This window comes from Cyclobacterium jeungdonense, assembly GCF_010994275.1.
In the GTDB taxonomy this organism is placed as follows: domain Bacteria; phylum Bacteroidota; class Bacteroidia; order Cytophagales; family Cyclobacteriaceae; genus Cyclobacterium; species Cyclobacterium jeungdonense.
In genome coordinates this window covers 103975-119489 of the sequence record NZ_WMCD01000012.1, presented here as the reverse complement: position 1 = coordinate 119489, position 15515 = coordinate 103975, and the positions used below count along the sequence as shown (strand labels likewise).

The window sequence follows — 15515 nt, the reverse complement described above, 5'->3', positions numbered from 1 at the left end:
TCTCCAGACCATGAATACAAAATTCGAATACATCCTTATCCTGGCGGGTCTTTTTGCCGGGCTTATTTTGCCGGGGTTTGGACAAAATAGCCCGGAATATGAAAAGTTTCAAAGCGGGTTTCAAACCCCGCCTTCCTATGCTTACCCTAACGTTTACCACTGGTGGCTGGGAGGGCATGTAGACAGCCTGCGGTTAAAGGAAGAAATTCATGCATTCAAGGAAGCCGGGGTATCTGGTTTTACCATATTCGAAATCGGCTCCAGGGATACCGTTCTGGTGGGAACAGGCCCGGAATTTTTGGGGGAGGAATCCCTGAAAACCATTCAATTTGCGGTAGAGGAAGCCGGGAAACTGGGATTGGAAGTAGGCTTGAATACGGCCAGTAGCTGGAATGCGGGAGGTAACTGGCTTACTCCGGAGCATGCAGCCAAATCCATCTACCAGTCAAAAGTTAATCTGAGTGGAGGTAAAAACCTAAAAGTCACCATTCCTTTTCCCGAAATACCGGAAACGGATCCCAGAGGAAGAAAGCGGATGATCGAATTCGGAGCGGATGGTAAACCGGTTTATGCAGCCGAAATCGCCCTGCTGGCGATTCCAGAATTTTCCGGAGAAAGTCTGGCAGATACCAGCCAAATCAGGGATATTTCCGAATTTTTCAATCCGGAAACGGAGATTTTGGATTGGGAGGCTCCGGAAGGGGAATGGAAAATTATAAGGTACGTTTGTTCCAATTCAGGCGAAAACCTGATTTTGCCCAGCAAATATTCTGCAGGTCCTATCGTGGACCATTACGACGCCGAGGCAACAGCCTTCCATTTTAATTACATCATCGACCGGTTGCAATCGGTATTAGGAGACCTGAGGCAAACTGCCCTGAAAAGCCTTTATATGGCTAGTTATGAGGCAAGAGGCTTTACCTGGACCCCCACGCTACCGGAGATATTCAAGGCGATCAACGGATATGAAGTCAAAAAACTCCTGCCCATCCTATTTGAAGAAGCGGAATTTTCAGCAGAAACAACAGCCAATTTCCGGGCTGATTTTCAGCGAACCTTATCGGAACTGATGATCCAAAATTTTTACATGAAATCCAAAGAAGTCTGCCATGCGCATGGCCTCAAAAACAACAGTGAGGCCGGAGGACCCGGTCTTCCCCTTCACAACGTTCCCGTGGAACCGTTAAAAGCCTTGGGCAAAGGGCTGGACATTCCCAGGGGTGAATTCTGGATCAATCACGGCCGGTACAATGAAGAGGGGATGGATATTTTGCGTGTAGTAAAAGAGGTCTCCTCGGCCGCTCACATCTATGGTCTGGGAATTGTTGAAATGGAAGCCTTTACTTCATTCCAACACTGGCAGGAAGGCCCCTTTGAAATGAAGCCAATCGGAGATCGGGCCTTTGCGGAAGGCATGAATAAGGTGGTTGTTCATGGCTCTACCCATAACCCTGAAGGAACCGGTTTTCCCGGCATTGTCTATCATGCCGGCACCCACTATAACGACAAACGGGTATGGTGGCCTAAAATCAGGCCTTTCAATGAATACCTGGCCAGGATTTCTTTTATCCTCCAGGAAGCCGATTTTAAAGCTGATTTCCTTTACTATTATGGGGACACCATTCCCAATTATGGAGGACACAAACAGGGTCGGTTCTCCCCGGGGGCAGGTTATGATTATGAATTGGTCAATTCGGAAATTCTTCTGGGACTGGAAGTGCAGGATGGAGAGATCGTAAATCCCAGAAATGGAGCAAAGTTTAGGGTGTTGGCGATGGCGGACGAGTATGAAATTCATCCGGAAGTTTTGATTAAACTGAAGGAGTTGGCAGAAAATGGGGCTGTAATTATGGGCCCCAAGCCGTATGAAATAGCCCAAAGAAAAATCAAGCCAGGCATGCCGAATATGGAGGGATGGCTGGATGATTTATGGCAACCCTTTAATTCTCAAAATTTTGAATCCGGAGGCCCGGCTATTTATAATAACGCCGATCCCTCCGAACTATTGGAGTCTATGGATCTGGTGCCGGATTTTGATTACGAAGACAAGGGATTTTATAAGCTGGATTATACGCATTATCAAAAAGAGGGGTTGGATTTCTATTTTGTGGTCAATACCCGGGAAGAATGGGTTTCCCGAAGTGTGACTTTTCGCCAACAGGGGAAGGTGCCAGAAATCTGGGATCCGGTGTCGGGGCAGGTAGTCGCTGCAAGCGTCTACGAACAAAAAGAGCAGGGCATCGTTCTCCCGCTGACATTGGCTCCCTACGAAAGTAAATTCGTTGTATTTCGGCCCGGAAGCGAGCGAGACCATTTTGCGCAGGTGTTGGGAGCGGGTTTTCATCCGCCGAAAATGGGTTTTTTGCAGGAAGGCCTTGCGATATGGGAAGAGGGGATTTTCTTTTTACAAGACGCCGAAGGGGCGCGGGAAATTCACAACAGCCTCCTGCAAACCGAGCTGGACGGTGCCTGGGAGGTGTTTTTTCCCCAAGGTTGGGGTGCTCCCGAAAAAGCTGTGTTTCCGGAACTGACATCCTGGACGGATTCTGAGGTGGAAGGAATCCGGTACTTTTCTGGTACCGCTCTCTATGAAAAGCAGTTCGTACATGCCATGTATCCTACTGATCACCCCGAGGCCAGAACCTACCTTGACCTGGGTGACCTCTCTCATGTGGCGGAAGTGTGGTTAAATGGAGAGCGATTGGGCATCACCTGGACCAAGCCTTACCGCTTTGATGTGACCGATCAGCTTTTGCCAGGCATCAACACTTTAAAGGTGGAGGTAGCCAACACCTGGTCCAATCGAATTACCGGCGATGCCTTAACGGGCGCGAACTACACACAAACGCATATCGGGGAGACGAACATAAAAGGGATCAGCCATATCCGGGTGCCTTGGGAGGAGGCGCCCTTGATCCCGTCGGGATTGTTTGGGCCGGTTACGCTTCGTACCCTTTTACCGATAGCCTTGCCTTGACCGATCGGATTTTCACTAGGAAGAAATTGGTTGGGTAGCGTTCACCAGGTATACGAGCAATCCCGGGAGTTTACACGAATGGGCGGATCGAAAATGTGGTTTTTCTAAGATAAAAAGCCCACTGGCATTTGACACCCAAATTGATTATCTTTAAGAACAGAAAATGTGGAATAGTATGGCAACTGAAGTAGTAAAACGGTTGATCAATGTAGCCGAATACCACAAAATGGCGGAGATGGGTATTCTAAAGCCGGATGACCGTTTGGAACTGATACACGGTGAGATATACGAGATGAGCCCCATTGGAAGTAGACATGCAGCAGTGGTAGATCATCTGGCGATGATCATGCATCAACTTGCAAAGGGAAAGTTTATCGTTCGGGTTCAAAATCCTGTTCAAATCGATGGTAGGAATGAGCCCGAACCGGACATTTCCCTGTTAAAACACAGCACGGATTTTTATGCATCCGCTCATCCGAAGCCTGCCGATGTACTGGCCATCATCGAAGTTGCCGATGCTTCTATCAAGTTTGATAAGGAAATAAAGCTGCCCCTCTATGCCTCACACGGCATTCAGGAATATTGGATTATCGATTTGGGTACCAATTTGATTGAAGTCCATACGAATCCGAAAAAAGGAACCTATGCCAGCATCCAACGATACCTGCCCGGTGAGGAGATTTCCCTGATGGACCAAAAGCTTTCTGTAAAGGATGTGCTCATTAAAGACTGAGTTTGGTTCCCCTGCTGCATAGGAAAAGCCAATCGGCAATTTCGTTTTTCGCTGCTTTGCATTTCAAACTAACCGACTCAATCCCATGAAACAGTTAATTGCCGTATTACTTTTTATCCTGGCCCTACAGCCACTTACCTTTTCTCAAAGCAGGCTGGCTGAAATCAGGGAAAACATTCCTTTGGATTCCATCCGGCTAAGCGATCCCTGTATTTTGGCGGACTCCGAAACTTCCATGTATTACATGACCGGAACGGGAGGCCTGCTATGGAAAAGCAAAGACCTGAGCCATTGGACCGGGCCTTTTCAGGTGGTAGAAACCGACCCGGATACATGGATGGGCCCCCGCCCGATGGTCTGGGCTGCCGAACTGCATCAGTATAAAGACAAGTATTATAACTTTGCCACCTTTACCAACCGGGAGGTAAAAATCGATACGGTAAAAGGGAATGTGATCGAACGCAGGGCCTCTCATATTTTGGTCAGCGACAAGGTGGAAGGACCTTACCGGCCCATGGAAGACCCTATCTACCTGCCAGCCGATAAACCGACCCTGGACGGGACTTTTTGGGTGGACGAAGACGGGAAGCCCTATATGGTTTATTGCTATGAATGGTTGCAAAACTGGAACGGAACCATCGAAAAAATCGAATTGAAACCGGATCTGAGTGGCTCGGTGGGAGAAAGCGAGCTGCTTTTTAAAGCCAGTGAGTCCCCTTGGAGCCGTGAGATCAATGATGCAGGGGATACCATTCCCAACAAGGTCACGGACGGGCCCTGGTTGTTTAAAACCCAAACCGGAAAGCTGGGCATGATCTGGACCAGTTGGGTGTTTGGTGATTATACCCAAGGGGTGGCCTATTCGGAGAGCGGAACCTTGGATGGCCCCTGGATACATGAAGAAGAACCCATCACTCCCCCTAATCATGGTCATGGAATGCTATTCAGGACATTGGAGGGACAATTACTTATGGCGGTCCACAGTCACCGGGTAGGGGAGAATGGCCGGTACATACGTATCCCCAAACTTTTTGAAGTGGATGATTCGGGAGATATATTGGTCCTGGGACAGCTATTTAATGGAAATTGGGAGGTATATTAAAACCCCCTGACTAATCGTTCCTTAGTTAAATAAGGTTCCCGATGATTTGAAATACTGCCTTTCTTGCTTTATTGATGCTTGTGTTTTCGTGTTCTAAGGATATCCCCTCACCTGGCGAGCCGGACGATAGGGAAGAGACAGTGGAAGTTGATGAGGCGGCTGAGGATCCGGCCTATCCCGTTTGAGGATTTGAGTTGGATCAGGAATGGGCTGAGGAAGATGAAGCATGTCAGGGAAGGTTTAAACTGGAAACCAAGACCCATCTGGGGGTGCTTCATTCCTGCTTTTCTTACGATGAACAAGGAGCGATTGGATTTGAAGTTGGCTTGCCCTATTGGGATTTTCCGGAAAATGGCACCATTATTTTTCCGGAGGAAAGCCACCATATCGCCTACACGGAGGGTCTTGAGAAGGCTGTTTCCTACGAAATTGATGCCAACCGGTTGTACGTGTACTACGGTAGCGAGGACTACCGAATGGTTTTTTTAGCATTGGAGGAAAATGAACCAAGTTAACGGATAACTGATTTTTAAGGATTAATTAATTGTCTAATTATAAGCAGATTAAGGCATAGTGTTTGCTCAATTCTATCTTAGAATGAAGGCCAGGTTGGCTTTCGGTATCTAATTTTAAACCCGAAACGCTATGGGAATTGTAAAAGTAATAGAAGTTATCGCCAGTTCTGAAAAAAGTTTTGATGACGCCACAAAAAATGCGTTGATAGAAGCTTCAAAGTCGGTCAAAAACATCAAATCCATCTACGTCAAGCATTTTAACGCCAATGTGGAAAACAACAAAATTGTTTCCTATGGGGTTAATGCAAAAATTTCATTTGAAATTAACCAATAATAAGCCCAAAATACCAAAGAAAGGTTAATACACCTTCTTTGGTATTTTTTTACTCCGTTTTCAAAGCATGGACTGCCTTGGTTCCTGTCGCACGCAGGGCCTGCAAGGTCACCGTAAGAAAGGCAATTGAAAAGATTACCAGGGCCGACAAAGGAACAATCCACCATTCAAAATCGATCCGATAGGCATATCCAGACAGCCATTTTTTCATTATCAAAAAGGCCAGTCCCGAACCCAGCAAAATGGAAAGGGCCACGATAAATATAAACTCCCGGTTGATCACATTCAAAATCGAAAGCGTGGAAGCTCCCAGGATTTTTCGAATGCCAATTTCTTTGGTTTTTTGCTCCGCAATATGAGCAGACAGACCCAGGAGGCCCAGACAAGAAATGAGGATGGCCAAAAGGCTGAAATACTTTGCCAGCTCCCTGATTCTCACGTCGTCATTGTATAGTTTAGCATAGTTTTCGTCCATGAAATTGTATTGGAAGGGATAATCCGGATTCAATGTTTCAGCAATGGATTGAATAGCGGCAATGGTATGTTGCATATCGTCAGCTTCCACCCTGACAAAACCCTTGGATGCATATTCAGGATCAAGTAAAATAATTGCGGGTTCTATTTGCTCCCGGAAACTTTGAAAGTGAAAATTTTCCACCACGCCTGTGATTTCCCGTATATCCTCCCCAATTTTGAAGGTCGAAGCTTGAGGATTATTTTGAGTAATCAAATCATAAGCCCTTTGGTTGATAATAGCTCCCTGTATGGAATCGGCACCTTTTTCCGTAGAAAAGCTTTCTCCCCTGACCAGGTTCATACCCAGCGTTTCAATGAAATTGTAATCCACTTCGATAATTTCGAAAAGGGCCGTAAAATCAGGATCTTTCCCTTCCCAGTTGATATTTCCTGTATTCCTGTTCCTTCCCATCAGGGAATGGTTGGACCTGCTTGACTCTTTTACCGACGGAAGTCGCTCAAGCTGGTTTTTAAATACCTGAAAATTATCACTCAATTTTCCCTCCAAGGGCACTACCAGCAACTGCTCCTTGTTGTAGCCCAGATTATGGTTCAAGGCAAAGTTGATTTGTTTGTAAACCACTATGGTAGAAATAATAAGGATGGTGGCCAAAATAAACTGAAACAATACCAGCCCCTTCCTGGCCCTGACCACACTTTTTCCCGCATTGGAATGGTTTTTAAATACGGCCACCACCTTGGTGGCAGTCAGGTAAAACGCAGGGTAACTGCCGGCCAACAGTCCAGTGAACAGTATTACGGCCAACATTTGAATCCAAAAAAACCATTCCCCATAAGGTACTGACATGGTCTTTCCTGAAAGTTCGTTAAAAACCGGCAGGGAAATTTCCACTAGTAAAAGGGCCATAAGGGCTGCAAAAAAGGTAAGAAAGATAGATTCGGTTAGGAACTGAACCATCAAAGTACCGTTTTCTGCGCCTACCACTTTCCTCACCCCTACTTCCCTGGCCCGCTTCTGAGACTTGGCAGTAGAGAGGTTCATAAAATTGATACAAGCAATCAGTAATATAAAAAAACCGATCAGGGCAAACAACTTCACATACGAGAACCTTCCTGCCACCTGCTCGCCTTCCTTAAACTGCCCATGTAAGTAAAGGTCCTCTTGGGGGAAGGCAAAAAGCTGTACTGAACTTCCTTCATTCCGTTCTTTGATAAAGTTTTCTATCTTTTGGGAAAATTTTCCAGGATCGGCTTCCTTACTTAGTTTCACCAGGCTGCTGGGCCCATTGCTACCCCAATCTTTTAACCAGTCATTAATAGGTTTGTCAAATAGGATCTCGTAGGGTAAAATGTAGTCATAGTGTTCGCTACGGGTGGGAGGAAGGCTCGCCAGCACACCCTGAACGATAAAGGGAACCTGCTTTATACCATCATTCATCAGAACCGTTTCTCCCGCTACATCCTTTCGGCCAAAAAGTTTCATGGCAGATTCCTCGGTCAAAACAATATGACTTTTGTCCATCAACAACTTATCCCTGTCTCCGTACAGCAAATCAAACATTTGTATTTGCAGGTAATCCGGTTCTGCATAAAAACCGTTCAGCCTTATCTTTTTATCGGCATATTGAAAAAGGTGTTCCTCCATCCAGGAATAATTAGCTGCCTTTTCCACCTCGGGATAAACCTCCTTCAGCTCCCTGGCCAGAATGCCTGGTGTGGAAGTGGTGGTGAATACCTCTGTGCCGTAGGTTTGGTGTTCCATGATCCGGTATACCTGTTTGGAATCTTCCAAATCCCTGTCTATGGCATACTCATGCTGTACCCATAATCCTATTAAAATGGCTGCCCAAAGTCCCAGGCCCAGGCCAATCAGGTTAATGAAGAAGGTAAGTTTGTGCTGGACAAAGCCCCTTATCGCAATTTTAAAATGGTTTTTGAACATAAGAAGGCCTTCCTAAATATGAAATTGTTCCCGGATATTTTCAGTCACCACCTTGCCATCAAAAAGGTTGATGATTCGGTGGGCGTAGTTGGCATCATGGGGGGAGTGGGTGACCATGACAATGGTGGTCCCTTCATTGTTCAATTCTTCCAAAAGGCGCATTACCTCTTCTCCATTAGCGGAGTCCAGGTTTCCTGTAGGCTCATCGGCCAGGATTACTGCCGGCTTGGCCACAATGGCCCTGGCGATGGCCACCCGCTGTTGTTGACCACCGGAAAGCTGTTGGGGAAAATGGTTCTTCCGGTGCATGATGTTCATCCTGGTCAATACTTCTTCCACCTTCTTTTTCCGTTCGTCAGAAGGTATTTTAAGGTACAGGAGGGGTAATTCCACATTTTCAAAGCAGGTGAGTTCGTCGATCAGGTTAAAACTCTGAAAGACGAACCCGATATTTCCCTTTCTGAGTTGAGAACGTTGCCTTTCCGAAAATTTGGCCACTTCTTTTTCCAGGAAGTAATATTCTCCTTCGTCGGGATTGTCTAAAAGGCCAATGATATTCAGCAGGGTAGACTTGCCACATCCGGAAGGTCCCATGATGGCGACAAACTCTCCTTTTTTTATTTCGATTTGGATATCGTCCAGGGCGGTGGTTTCTACCTCTTCCGTAGTGTACCGCTTTTTCAATTGATTGGTTTTGATGATGTTTAGCATATTTCAAATTTTTGTTTGTCCCTTTAAAGTACCGTTTCTATCTTTCCCAAAGCGGGGGTCGCCATTGTCTACCGTCCGGTCGAGATTGGTTAACGGCTCAGGTTCAGAACCTCATTTTTTCCGAAGTTTTCATATCCACTGACAATCACTTTTTCTCCTTCGCCGAGGCCCTCGATCACTTCGTAATATTCTGGGTTTTTCCGGCCCAGGCGGATATTCCTTTTTTCTGCTTTTCCTGTCTCTTCGTTGACCACGAATACCCAGTTGCCTCCGGTATCTTTGTAAAACCCACCGGTGGGCAGCAATACCGCCTGTTCGCTCTCTCCCAATTCCAATCGAATCCGGACAGTCTGTCCCCGACGAATGCCGGTAGGGGCGTCATCGTTGAACACCATATCGACCTCAAATCTCCCTCCGGTCACACTGGGATAAATCTTTGCGATTTCAAGCTCATAGGTTTCGCCTGAAAAAGTGAACGTACCTTTCAGACCAGTATTAATTCTTGGCAGGTAAAGTTCATCAATTTGTACCCGGGCTTTGAATTTATCGATGATATCGATTTGCCCGTAGCGTTCCCCTGCATTTATAGATTGGCCCACCTCAATCTGTTCGGTGGTCAATTGCCCATCGATGGGGGCTTTTACTACCAGGTTATCCAATATGTGTCCAACGCCGTTTAGGGATTGATTCATCCTCGCCTCTGATTCCCTCAACTGCCTTTTCTGGATGGAGCGGGCTATTGAGTCATTCCTATAGGATTCATAGGTCAGCTTTTGCCTTTTTAAATTATATTCGTACTCCTCTTTTACCTCCTCAAGCTCCCGGTCGGAGATCAGCTTTTTTCCATGCAGTTCCATGAACCGTTCATACTGGGGCTTAAGCAAGTTAATTTGGTAATCGATTTCCGCCAATTGAGCCTGTTGGCTAAGGTCGTTTTGGTCTAAAAGCAGTCGGGTTTGTCTCAGGTTATTGATCTGAAAATAGAGGTCGGTTTCCCTTTGCATCACATCCAATTGGAGGTTGGAATTGGTCAATTTCAAAATCGTATCTCCTTTTTCTACCATAGAGCCCGATTCCCGGATGATTTCCTGGATATTTCCCCTCTCGATGGCATCCAGGTAGAAAACCTCTCCCGGCTCTATAGTACCACTGACCGGGATATAATCTGTAAACTCTCCCTTATTGACAGTTGCAACGGTGATTCGGTCCCTGTTGACGTTCATACTGGACCTGCTGTCTGCGAATAATAATTGATAGAGCACCAGGGCTAGCAACAAAGTGCCTCCTGACAGCATCGCAATCAATTTCGGGGTCCAAGTCTTTTTCTCTAATTTTCTGTCCATTTCCGGCAGCTATTTTTTATTTCTCCCTTACCTAGCCAATTAACATGCCATCAGTAAACCCATTAAAAAATAACATTCAAGGCGGTTTGTAAAGCAATCTGAATTTTTTTTCCGAACATATTTGTCCGCCAGCGACCAAAATTGTATGGTATAAGTACACGGTATCAGCCCGATTCCAGTTTGTTCTAAAATAGAAGAATTAAAAAAATTGGCTTAAATTTCATTGATTGCCCGATTTTGGGAGAAGATTGTCCGCTGTATTAATCCGGTACAGCTTTTGGGTTTCTTCAGTAAGCGATTAGATCTTCAACAAAACACATATGATAGAGCAAAAGGCCGGTAAAATACTGATCATCGATGATAATGAAGATTTGCTGAAAGCAGCGAAAATCTTTTTGAAAAGGCATTTCGGACAAGTCGATACGGAAACCAATCCGGGTTTGTTACCGATCTTGATGGTGAACGAGCAGTACGATGTGGTGCTCCTCGATATGAATTTTACCAAAGATGTAAGTAGTGGGCAGGAAGGGTTCTATTGGCTTGACAGGATCCTGGAACTGGACTCTTCTGCCGTGGTGGTGCTGATCACCGCTTATGGCGATGTAAATACCGCTGTAAAGGCCATCAAGGAAGGTGCTACCGATTTTGTACTTAAACCCTGGGAAAACGAAAAATTACTGGCTACCCTGAATGCCGCCGTGCAACTCAGGCAGTCGAAACTCGAAATTTCCCAGTTGAAGGACCAGCAGCAGCAGTTTTTTAAGGACATGGACAATAAATACAAAGACATCATTGGTCTAAGCCCTTCCATGATAAAGGTCTTTGAAACCATCGATCGGGTGGCGGCCACCGATGCCAACGTCTTGATTTTGGGAGAAAACGGCACCGGAAAAGAACTGGTCGCAAGGGCCATCCACAGGAACTCCAAGCGACACCGAGAGGCTTTCGTAGGAGTGGATTTGGGGGCGATCACCGATACGTTGTTTGAAAGCGAGCTGTTCGGCCATAAAAGGGGCGCCTTTACAGATGCCAAGGAAGATCGGGCAGGGCGCTTTGAGCAGGCTCACAAAGGTACCCTCTTTCTGGATGAGATCGGCAATCTCCCCTTGCCGCTCCAATCCAAATTGCTGGCTGCCCTTCAAAACCGGGAGGTTACCCGTGTAGGATCCAATAAGGCCATTCCCGTCAATATTCGCTTGATATCTGCCACCAATATGGCCATCCACAACATGGTTTACGACAACAGTTTCCGGCAAGACCTCCTTTATCGCATCAACACCATTGAAATTACCCTTCCCCCACTTCGGGAGCGGCTGGAAGACATCATGCCGCTGGCCAACCATTTTATCGGCATCTATTCCAAAAAATACAATAAAGATATCCGAAAAGCCGGGGAGGCCCTGATCAAAAGGATGCAAAAGTATTCCTGGCCGGGAAATATCAGGGAACTACAACACAGTATAGAGCGCGCCGTGATCATGACCGACCGCAGCGTGCTCCAACCGGAAGACCTGTTTATGCAAAAGCAAATGGAGCCAGAAAAACTGGAGGAGACCATTAACCTGGACCACCTTAATATCGAAGATGTAGAGAAAATCCTGATCCGAAAGGCATTGCAAAAACACAACGGGCATATCACCCGAGCTGCAGAAGAACTGGGGCTAACCCGATCGTCCCTTTACCGAAGACTTGAGCGCTATGGGCTTTAAATCCTTTGCAATAGGAATCGTATTCCGAGTACTGCTCATTGTTTGTTCCGTTTATATTGGCATGCTTTTTTATTTTCGAGATCATTCCCTTTTGCCCGGTATCCTCTGCTCCCTGGTTCTTGTTTTTCAGACCATAAACCTGATTACTTTTGCCAATACCACCAATAGAAAAATCACCCGATTCCTGGATTCTATCCGCTATTCGGATTTTTCATCTTCTTTTACCAAAGACAGCAGGTTGGGAAAGTCTTTCAGGGAGATGAACCTTTCATTTAACGAAGTAATTGCAGCTTTTAAAAAAACCCGGGCGGAAAAGGAGGAGCAGGTGCTTTTCCTTCAGATTATGATTCAGCATATCAATACCGGTATTCTATCTTTTGAAAGCGGCGGCAAAATCGGCGTGATCAACGGTGCCGCCAAACAATTACTGCAGATTCCCCAGTTTAAAGATATCAATGACCTGGGGAAACTATCCAGAGAACTTTTGAAAAAAGTGCTTACCTTGAATCCGGGGGGATCGTTTTCAATAAGGATCAATGGCGACCTACACCTCAATGTACAATCTGCCGCATTCAAAATGGACGGCATGAGCTGGACCCTCCTATCTTTTCAAAACATAAAAACGGAGCTACAGAAAAACGAATTGAAAGCCTGGCAAAACCTAACGAAAGTCCTTAGGCATGAAATCATGAACTCCATGACTCCCATTGCCAGCCTTGCCAATTCCCTGGGCACCATAGTGGAGGAAGATGTAGAAGAAATACCGCAAGGGTTAGTTCTTAAAAAAGACAGTTACCTGGACCTATCTGAAGGACTGGCCACCATCTCCCGGAGGAGTATTGGTCTTGTGGATTTTGTAAACGCTTATCGAGATTATACCAATATTCCACAACCTAAACTAAAATTGTTTAAGGTGAGTGCACTCTTCGAGCACATTTGTGTACTCATGAAAGAGGATCTTTCTGCTTCCCGGATTTCCTTAAAGGCCCAATGCGATCCAATTGATTTAAGTGTGCGCGCTGACCGTGAGATGATCCAGATGATCTTGATCAACCTGATAAAAAATGCCAAAGAAGCCATGGAAAAGGCTACCAACCGCACTATTGAATTGAGAGCCGGAAAGAACAGCCACGCGATCCCGATGATACAGGTTACTGACTTTGGAGAAGGCATAGTACCCGAAGCTATCGAGAGAATCTTCGTACCTTTTTACACCACTAAAAAATCCGGAAGTGGTATAGGGCTGGCCATTTCCCGCCAAATCATGCACCTTCACCAAGGTAGTCTGGAAGTAACCTCCTCACCCCTGGAAATGACAACATTTACCTTGCTTTTTGGACCCGCAAAAGGGGGAGATTGATGCATTTAATGTAATAGGTGATTCCCAGGGGTAGTTTACTATTTTATTTTAAGAATCTCCATTAGCAAAGCCCTCATAGCTGTAAATCCTCCGCCAACAGGCCTATCGCATAGTTCATTATGATTTTTTGAAAGAATAGCGTGTATGCGGCCTGAATATGATCGGCTTGGGCGGTGACCAATTGTTCATTCGCCTGTGCCAGGTCCACAAAATTACTTACACCCAAGCTGAACCTTTCTGAAATTGCTTTCTGAGCTTCCTGAGCCGCTTTGAGCTGCAGTTCGGTGGAAGTCTTGGTTTGAATGGCAGCTTTAAAATTTTCCAGGGCAAGCTTCACTTCCTGGAAGATTTTTCTTTCCATGGCCGTTTTTTCCAATTTTTGGTTCATCATTTCCACCCTTGCACGGGTGATAGCGGTTTTATTGTTGAAATTGTTAAAGACAGGGATACTTAGGGAAAAACCGAAGATTCTTTGAGGGTATACCATGAGTAATTGATCGCTAATGGTCCTTTCATCCAGAGAAGTAAAAAAGGTGTTGTAGTTAAAAAAAGCAGAGAGTTGCGGATACAAAGATCCTTTTGCAGCCGCTAGCAGCCGCTGGTTTCCTTGTGCCAGGAGCTCCTGCTCTTTCAAATCACGGCGATGCTGTATCGCCAGATCATAGATTTCCTGTATCCCCATCTCCAACCATTCGCTGTGGTTTTGGTCAAGGACCACTGGTGCCGGCAACGGCAAACTATTTGGTTCGAGTTGCAGTGTTTCGGCCAGGGCCCAGAGATCAGTCTCCCACTGGATTTTCGCATTCAGGGCCACCGTTTCCAACCTGGCCACTTCAGACTGTTGATTGTACTGATCGGAAAGGGTCCGCAGTCCAACCTCCACAAAACCTTCGATTTGCTCCAGTTGATTTTTTTGATTCTCCAGGTTTTCCATGGCGATGGCATACAACTGCTCGTCTAGTAGCACCTGAAGGTATTGCTGGGCAATGGTAAAACTCACCTCTTCTTTCGCCCGGGCTAAGGCATTTTCTCCAGCCTCCTCCAAGAAACCAGCAGCCTTGGTTTCATTTAGGCGTTGAAAACCATAGAAAATGGGGATTCTGGCATTGAGTCCTGAAGATATGATGTCATTGATCTGGTTAGTTACGATCAACTGCCCCTCTACCTGCTGAAATTGCTGCCCTACTTGTCGGTTAAAATTACTATTGATATTGACAGAGGGTAGATGACGTAAACGGGCATTTATCCTGGACATGGACAATACCTCCTGTTGATTTTTTCTGGTTTTATATTCCAGGTTCTGCTCCAGTCCGATGGACACTGCTTCGGTAAAGGTGAGGGGGAGGGTATCCTGGCCCCATACGGGTACCCCTAGGACACAGAGTACAAATGCAATCATCAAATTTTTCATATCAAAGCCTGGTATCTTGAGCAATTTTCCCATCCAACATATCAATCAGCCGGCTGCCGTACTCCGCATTTTCTCTGGCATGGGTCGCCTGGATGATGGTGGTACCTTCTCTGTTTAGTTCCTGAAACACTTCCATGATTTCTCTTGCCTGAGCAGAATGGAGATTTCCGGTAGGCTCGTCTGCCAAAAGCACCCGGGGTTTACCGGCAATGGCCCTTGCCACGCCTACAAGTTGCTGTTGTCCACCGGATAGCTGCTCCGGAAACAGGTCTTTTTTTGCTACCATATTGAATCGATCCAGCAGGCCCGCTACGATGCTTTTCCTTTCAGAGGAGGAGACATTTCTGTAAAGTAAAGGCGTCTCTATGTTCTCATAAACAGTCAACTCATCAATCAGGTGATATGCCTGGAAAATGTATCCAAATTCGGATTTATGAAGCGCAGTCCGTTGCTTGTCTTTCATGGAAGCGATGGCATTGCCGTCAAAAAAATAGGATCCCTCATAATCATCGTCCAGAAGACCAATTATGTTTAGCAAAGTGGACTTTCCTACCCCGGAAGGCCCCATTAGGGTGATAAATTCGCCTTGCTCAACGTGTAAGTGAATCCCTTTTAATATAAAAACCCGTTGGAACCGGGATTCTATAAATTTGTCAATTTCTTTTAATTCTATCATGAATTTAGTTTGATGGCCTTGGTAAATATATCCGATGGTAAAGTTTGTTTCCACTTCCATGCCATAAAAAATGGCCTTGTATAGGCCAAAAATAGGGTATTGCGTCCACCTAAGCCTCACTTCAGCCGAACACCTTTGTCCGCTGGCGAACAAAACGATGGTCTGGTTATTTGATGATGGGATGGTTTGATTAACGGAATCAGGGTGAAAATTGAGACTAAATAG

The 15515-nt window shown here is 45.8% G+C and carries 12 protein-coding genes; 7 read left to right on the top strand and 5 right to left on the bottom strand.

Translation table 11 applies throughout. The features are described 5' to 3' along the window. The first annotated feature begins 10 nt into the window (after positions 1–10). From GKS34_RS20200 to GKS34_RS20180, 5 genes are all read left to right on the top strand, one after another. Positions 11–2977 carry a glycosyl hydrolase gene (locus GKS34_RS20200; protein ID WP_163386798.1) on the top strand — a complete coding sequence of 989 codons (2967 nt, stop codon included), beginning with the start codon at positions 11–13 and terminating at the stop codon, positions 2975–2977. 175 nt (positions 2978–3152) lie between these two features. After that, a complete protein-coding gene (locus GKS34_RS20195; protein ID WP_163386797.1) occupies positions 3153–3710 on the top strand; it encodes a Uma2 family endonuclease in 558 nt (185 codons plus the stop codon). Between the two features lie 85 nt (positions 3711–3795). Beyond that, a complete protein-coding gene (locus GKS34_RS20190; protein WP_163386796.1) occupies positions 3796–4812 on the top strand; it encodes a glycoside hydrolase family 43 protein in 1017 nt (338 codons plus the stop codon). 194 nt (positions 4813–5006) lie between these two features. Beyond that, a complete protein-coding gene (locus GKS34_RS20185) occupies positions 5007–5327 on the top strand; it encodes a DUF4847 domain-containing protein (RefSeq protein ID WP_163386795.1) in 321 nt (106 codons plus the stop codon). Between the two features lie 130 nt (positions 5328–5457). Further along, positions 5458–5661: a dodecin family protein gene (locus GKS34_RS20180; protein WP_163386794.1), complete on the top strand. Its 204-nt coding sequence runs from the start codon at positions 5458–5460 to the stop codon at positions 5659–5661. A 49-nt stretch (positions 5662–5710) separates the two neighbouring features. On the opposite strand, the gene GKS34_RS20175 is transcribed toward GKS34_RS20180, so the two are convergent. The 3 genes from GKS34_RS20175 to GKS34_RS20165 all read right to left on the bottom strand — a co-directional run bounded on the left by GKS34_RS20175 (position 5711) and on the right by GKS34_RS20165 (position 10134). Next, entirely contained in the window at positions 5711–8080 is a 2370-nt protein-coding gene (locus GKS34_RS20175; protein WP_163386793.1) for an ABC transporter permease, read from the bottom strand. 12 nt (positions 8081–8092) lie between these two features. After that, entirely contained in the window at positions 8093–8791 is a 699-nt protein-coding gene (locus GKS34_RS20170) for an ABC transporter ATP-binding protein (protein ID WP_163386792.1), read from the bottom strand. 89 nt (positions 8792–8880) lie between these two features. Then, entirely contained in the window at positions 8881–10134 is a 1254-nt protein-coding gene (locus tag GKS34_RS20165; protein ID WP_163386791.1) for an efflux RND transporter periplasmic adaptor subunit, read from the bottom strand. Between the two features lie 320 nt (positions 10135–10454). Here GKS34_RS20165 and GKS34_RS20160 point away from each other — a divergent pair, with 320 nt between their 5' ends. Both GKS34_RS20160 and GKS34_RS20155 read left to right on the top strand, forming a co-directional pair. Next, positions 10455–11843, top strand: a complete 1389-nt coding sequence (locus GKS34_RS20160) for a sigma-54-dependent transcriptional regulator (protein WP_163386790.1) — start codon at positions 10455–10457, stop codon at positions 11841–11843. Continuing rightward, positions 11833–13203 carry a sensor histidine kinase gene (locus GKS34_RS20155; protein WP_163386789.1) on the top strand — a complete coding sequence of 457 codons (1371 nt, stop codon included), beginning with the start codon at positions 11833–11835 and terminating at the stop codon, positions 13201–13203. Before GKS34_RS20160 ends, GKS34_RS20155 begins: the two co-directional genes overlap by 11 nt. A 73-nt stretch (positions 13204–13276) precedes the next feature. On the opposite strand, the gene GKS34_RS20150 is transcribed toward GKS34_RS20155, so the two are convergent. Together GKS34_RS20150 and GKS34_RS20145 are read right to left on the bottom strand one after the other, a co-directional pair. Continuing rightward, positions 13277–14614, bottom strand: a complete 1338-nt coding sequence (locus tag GKS34_RS20150) for a TolC family protein (protein ID WP_163386788.1) — start codon at positions 14612–14614, stop codon at positions 13277–13279. A 1-nt stretch (position 14615) separates the two neighbouring features. Continuing rightward, entirely contained in the window at positions 14616–15290 is a 675-nt protein-coding gene (locus GKS34_RS20145; RefSeq protein WP_163386787.1) for an ABC transporter ATP-binding protein, read from the bottom strand. Between the last annotated feature and the right edge of the window lie 225 nt (positions 15291–15515).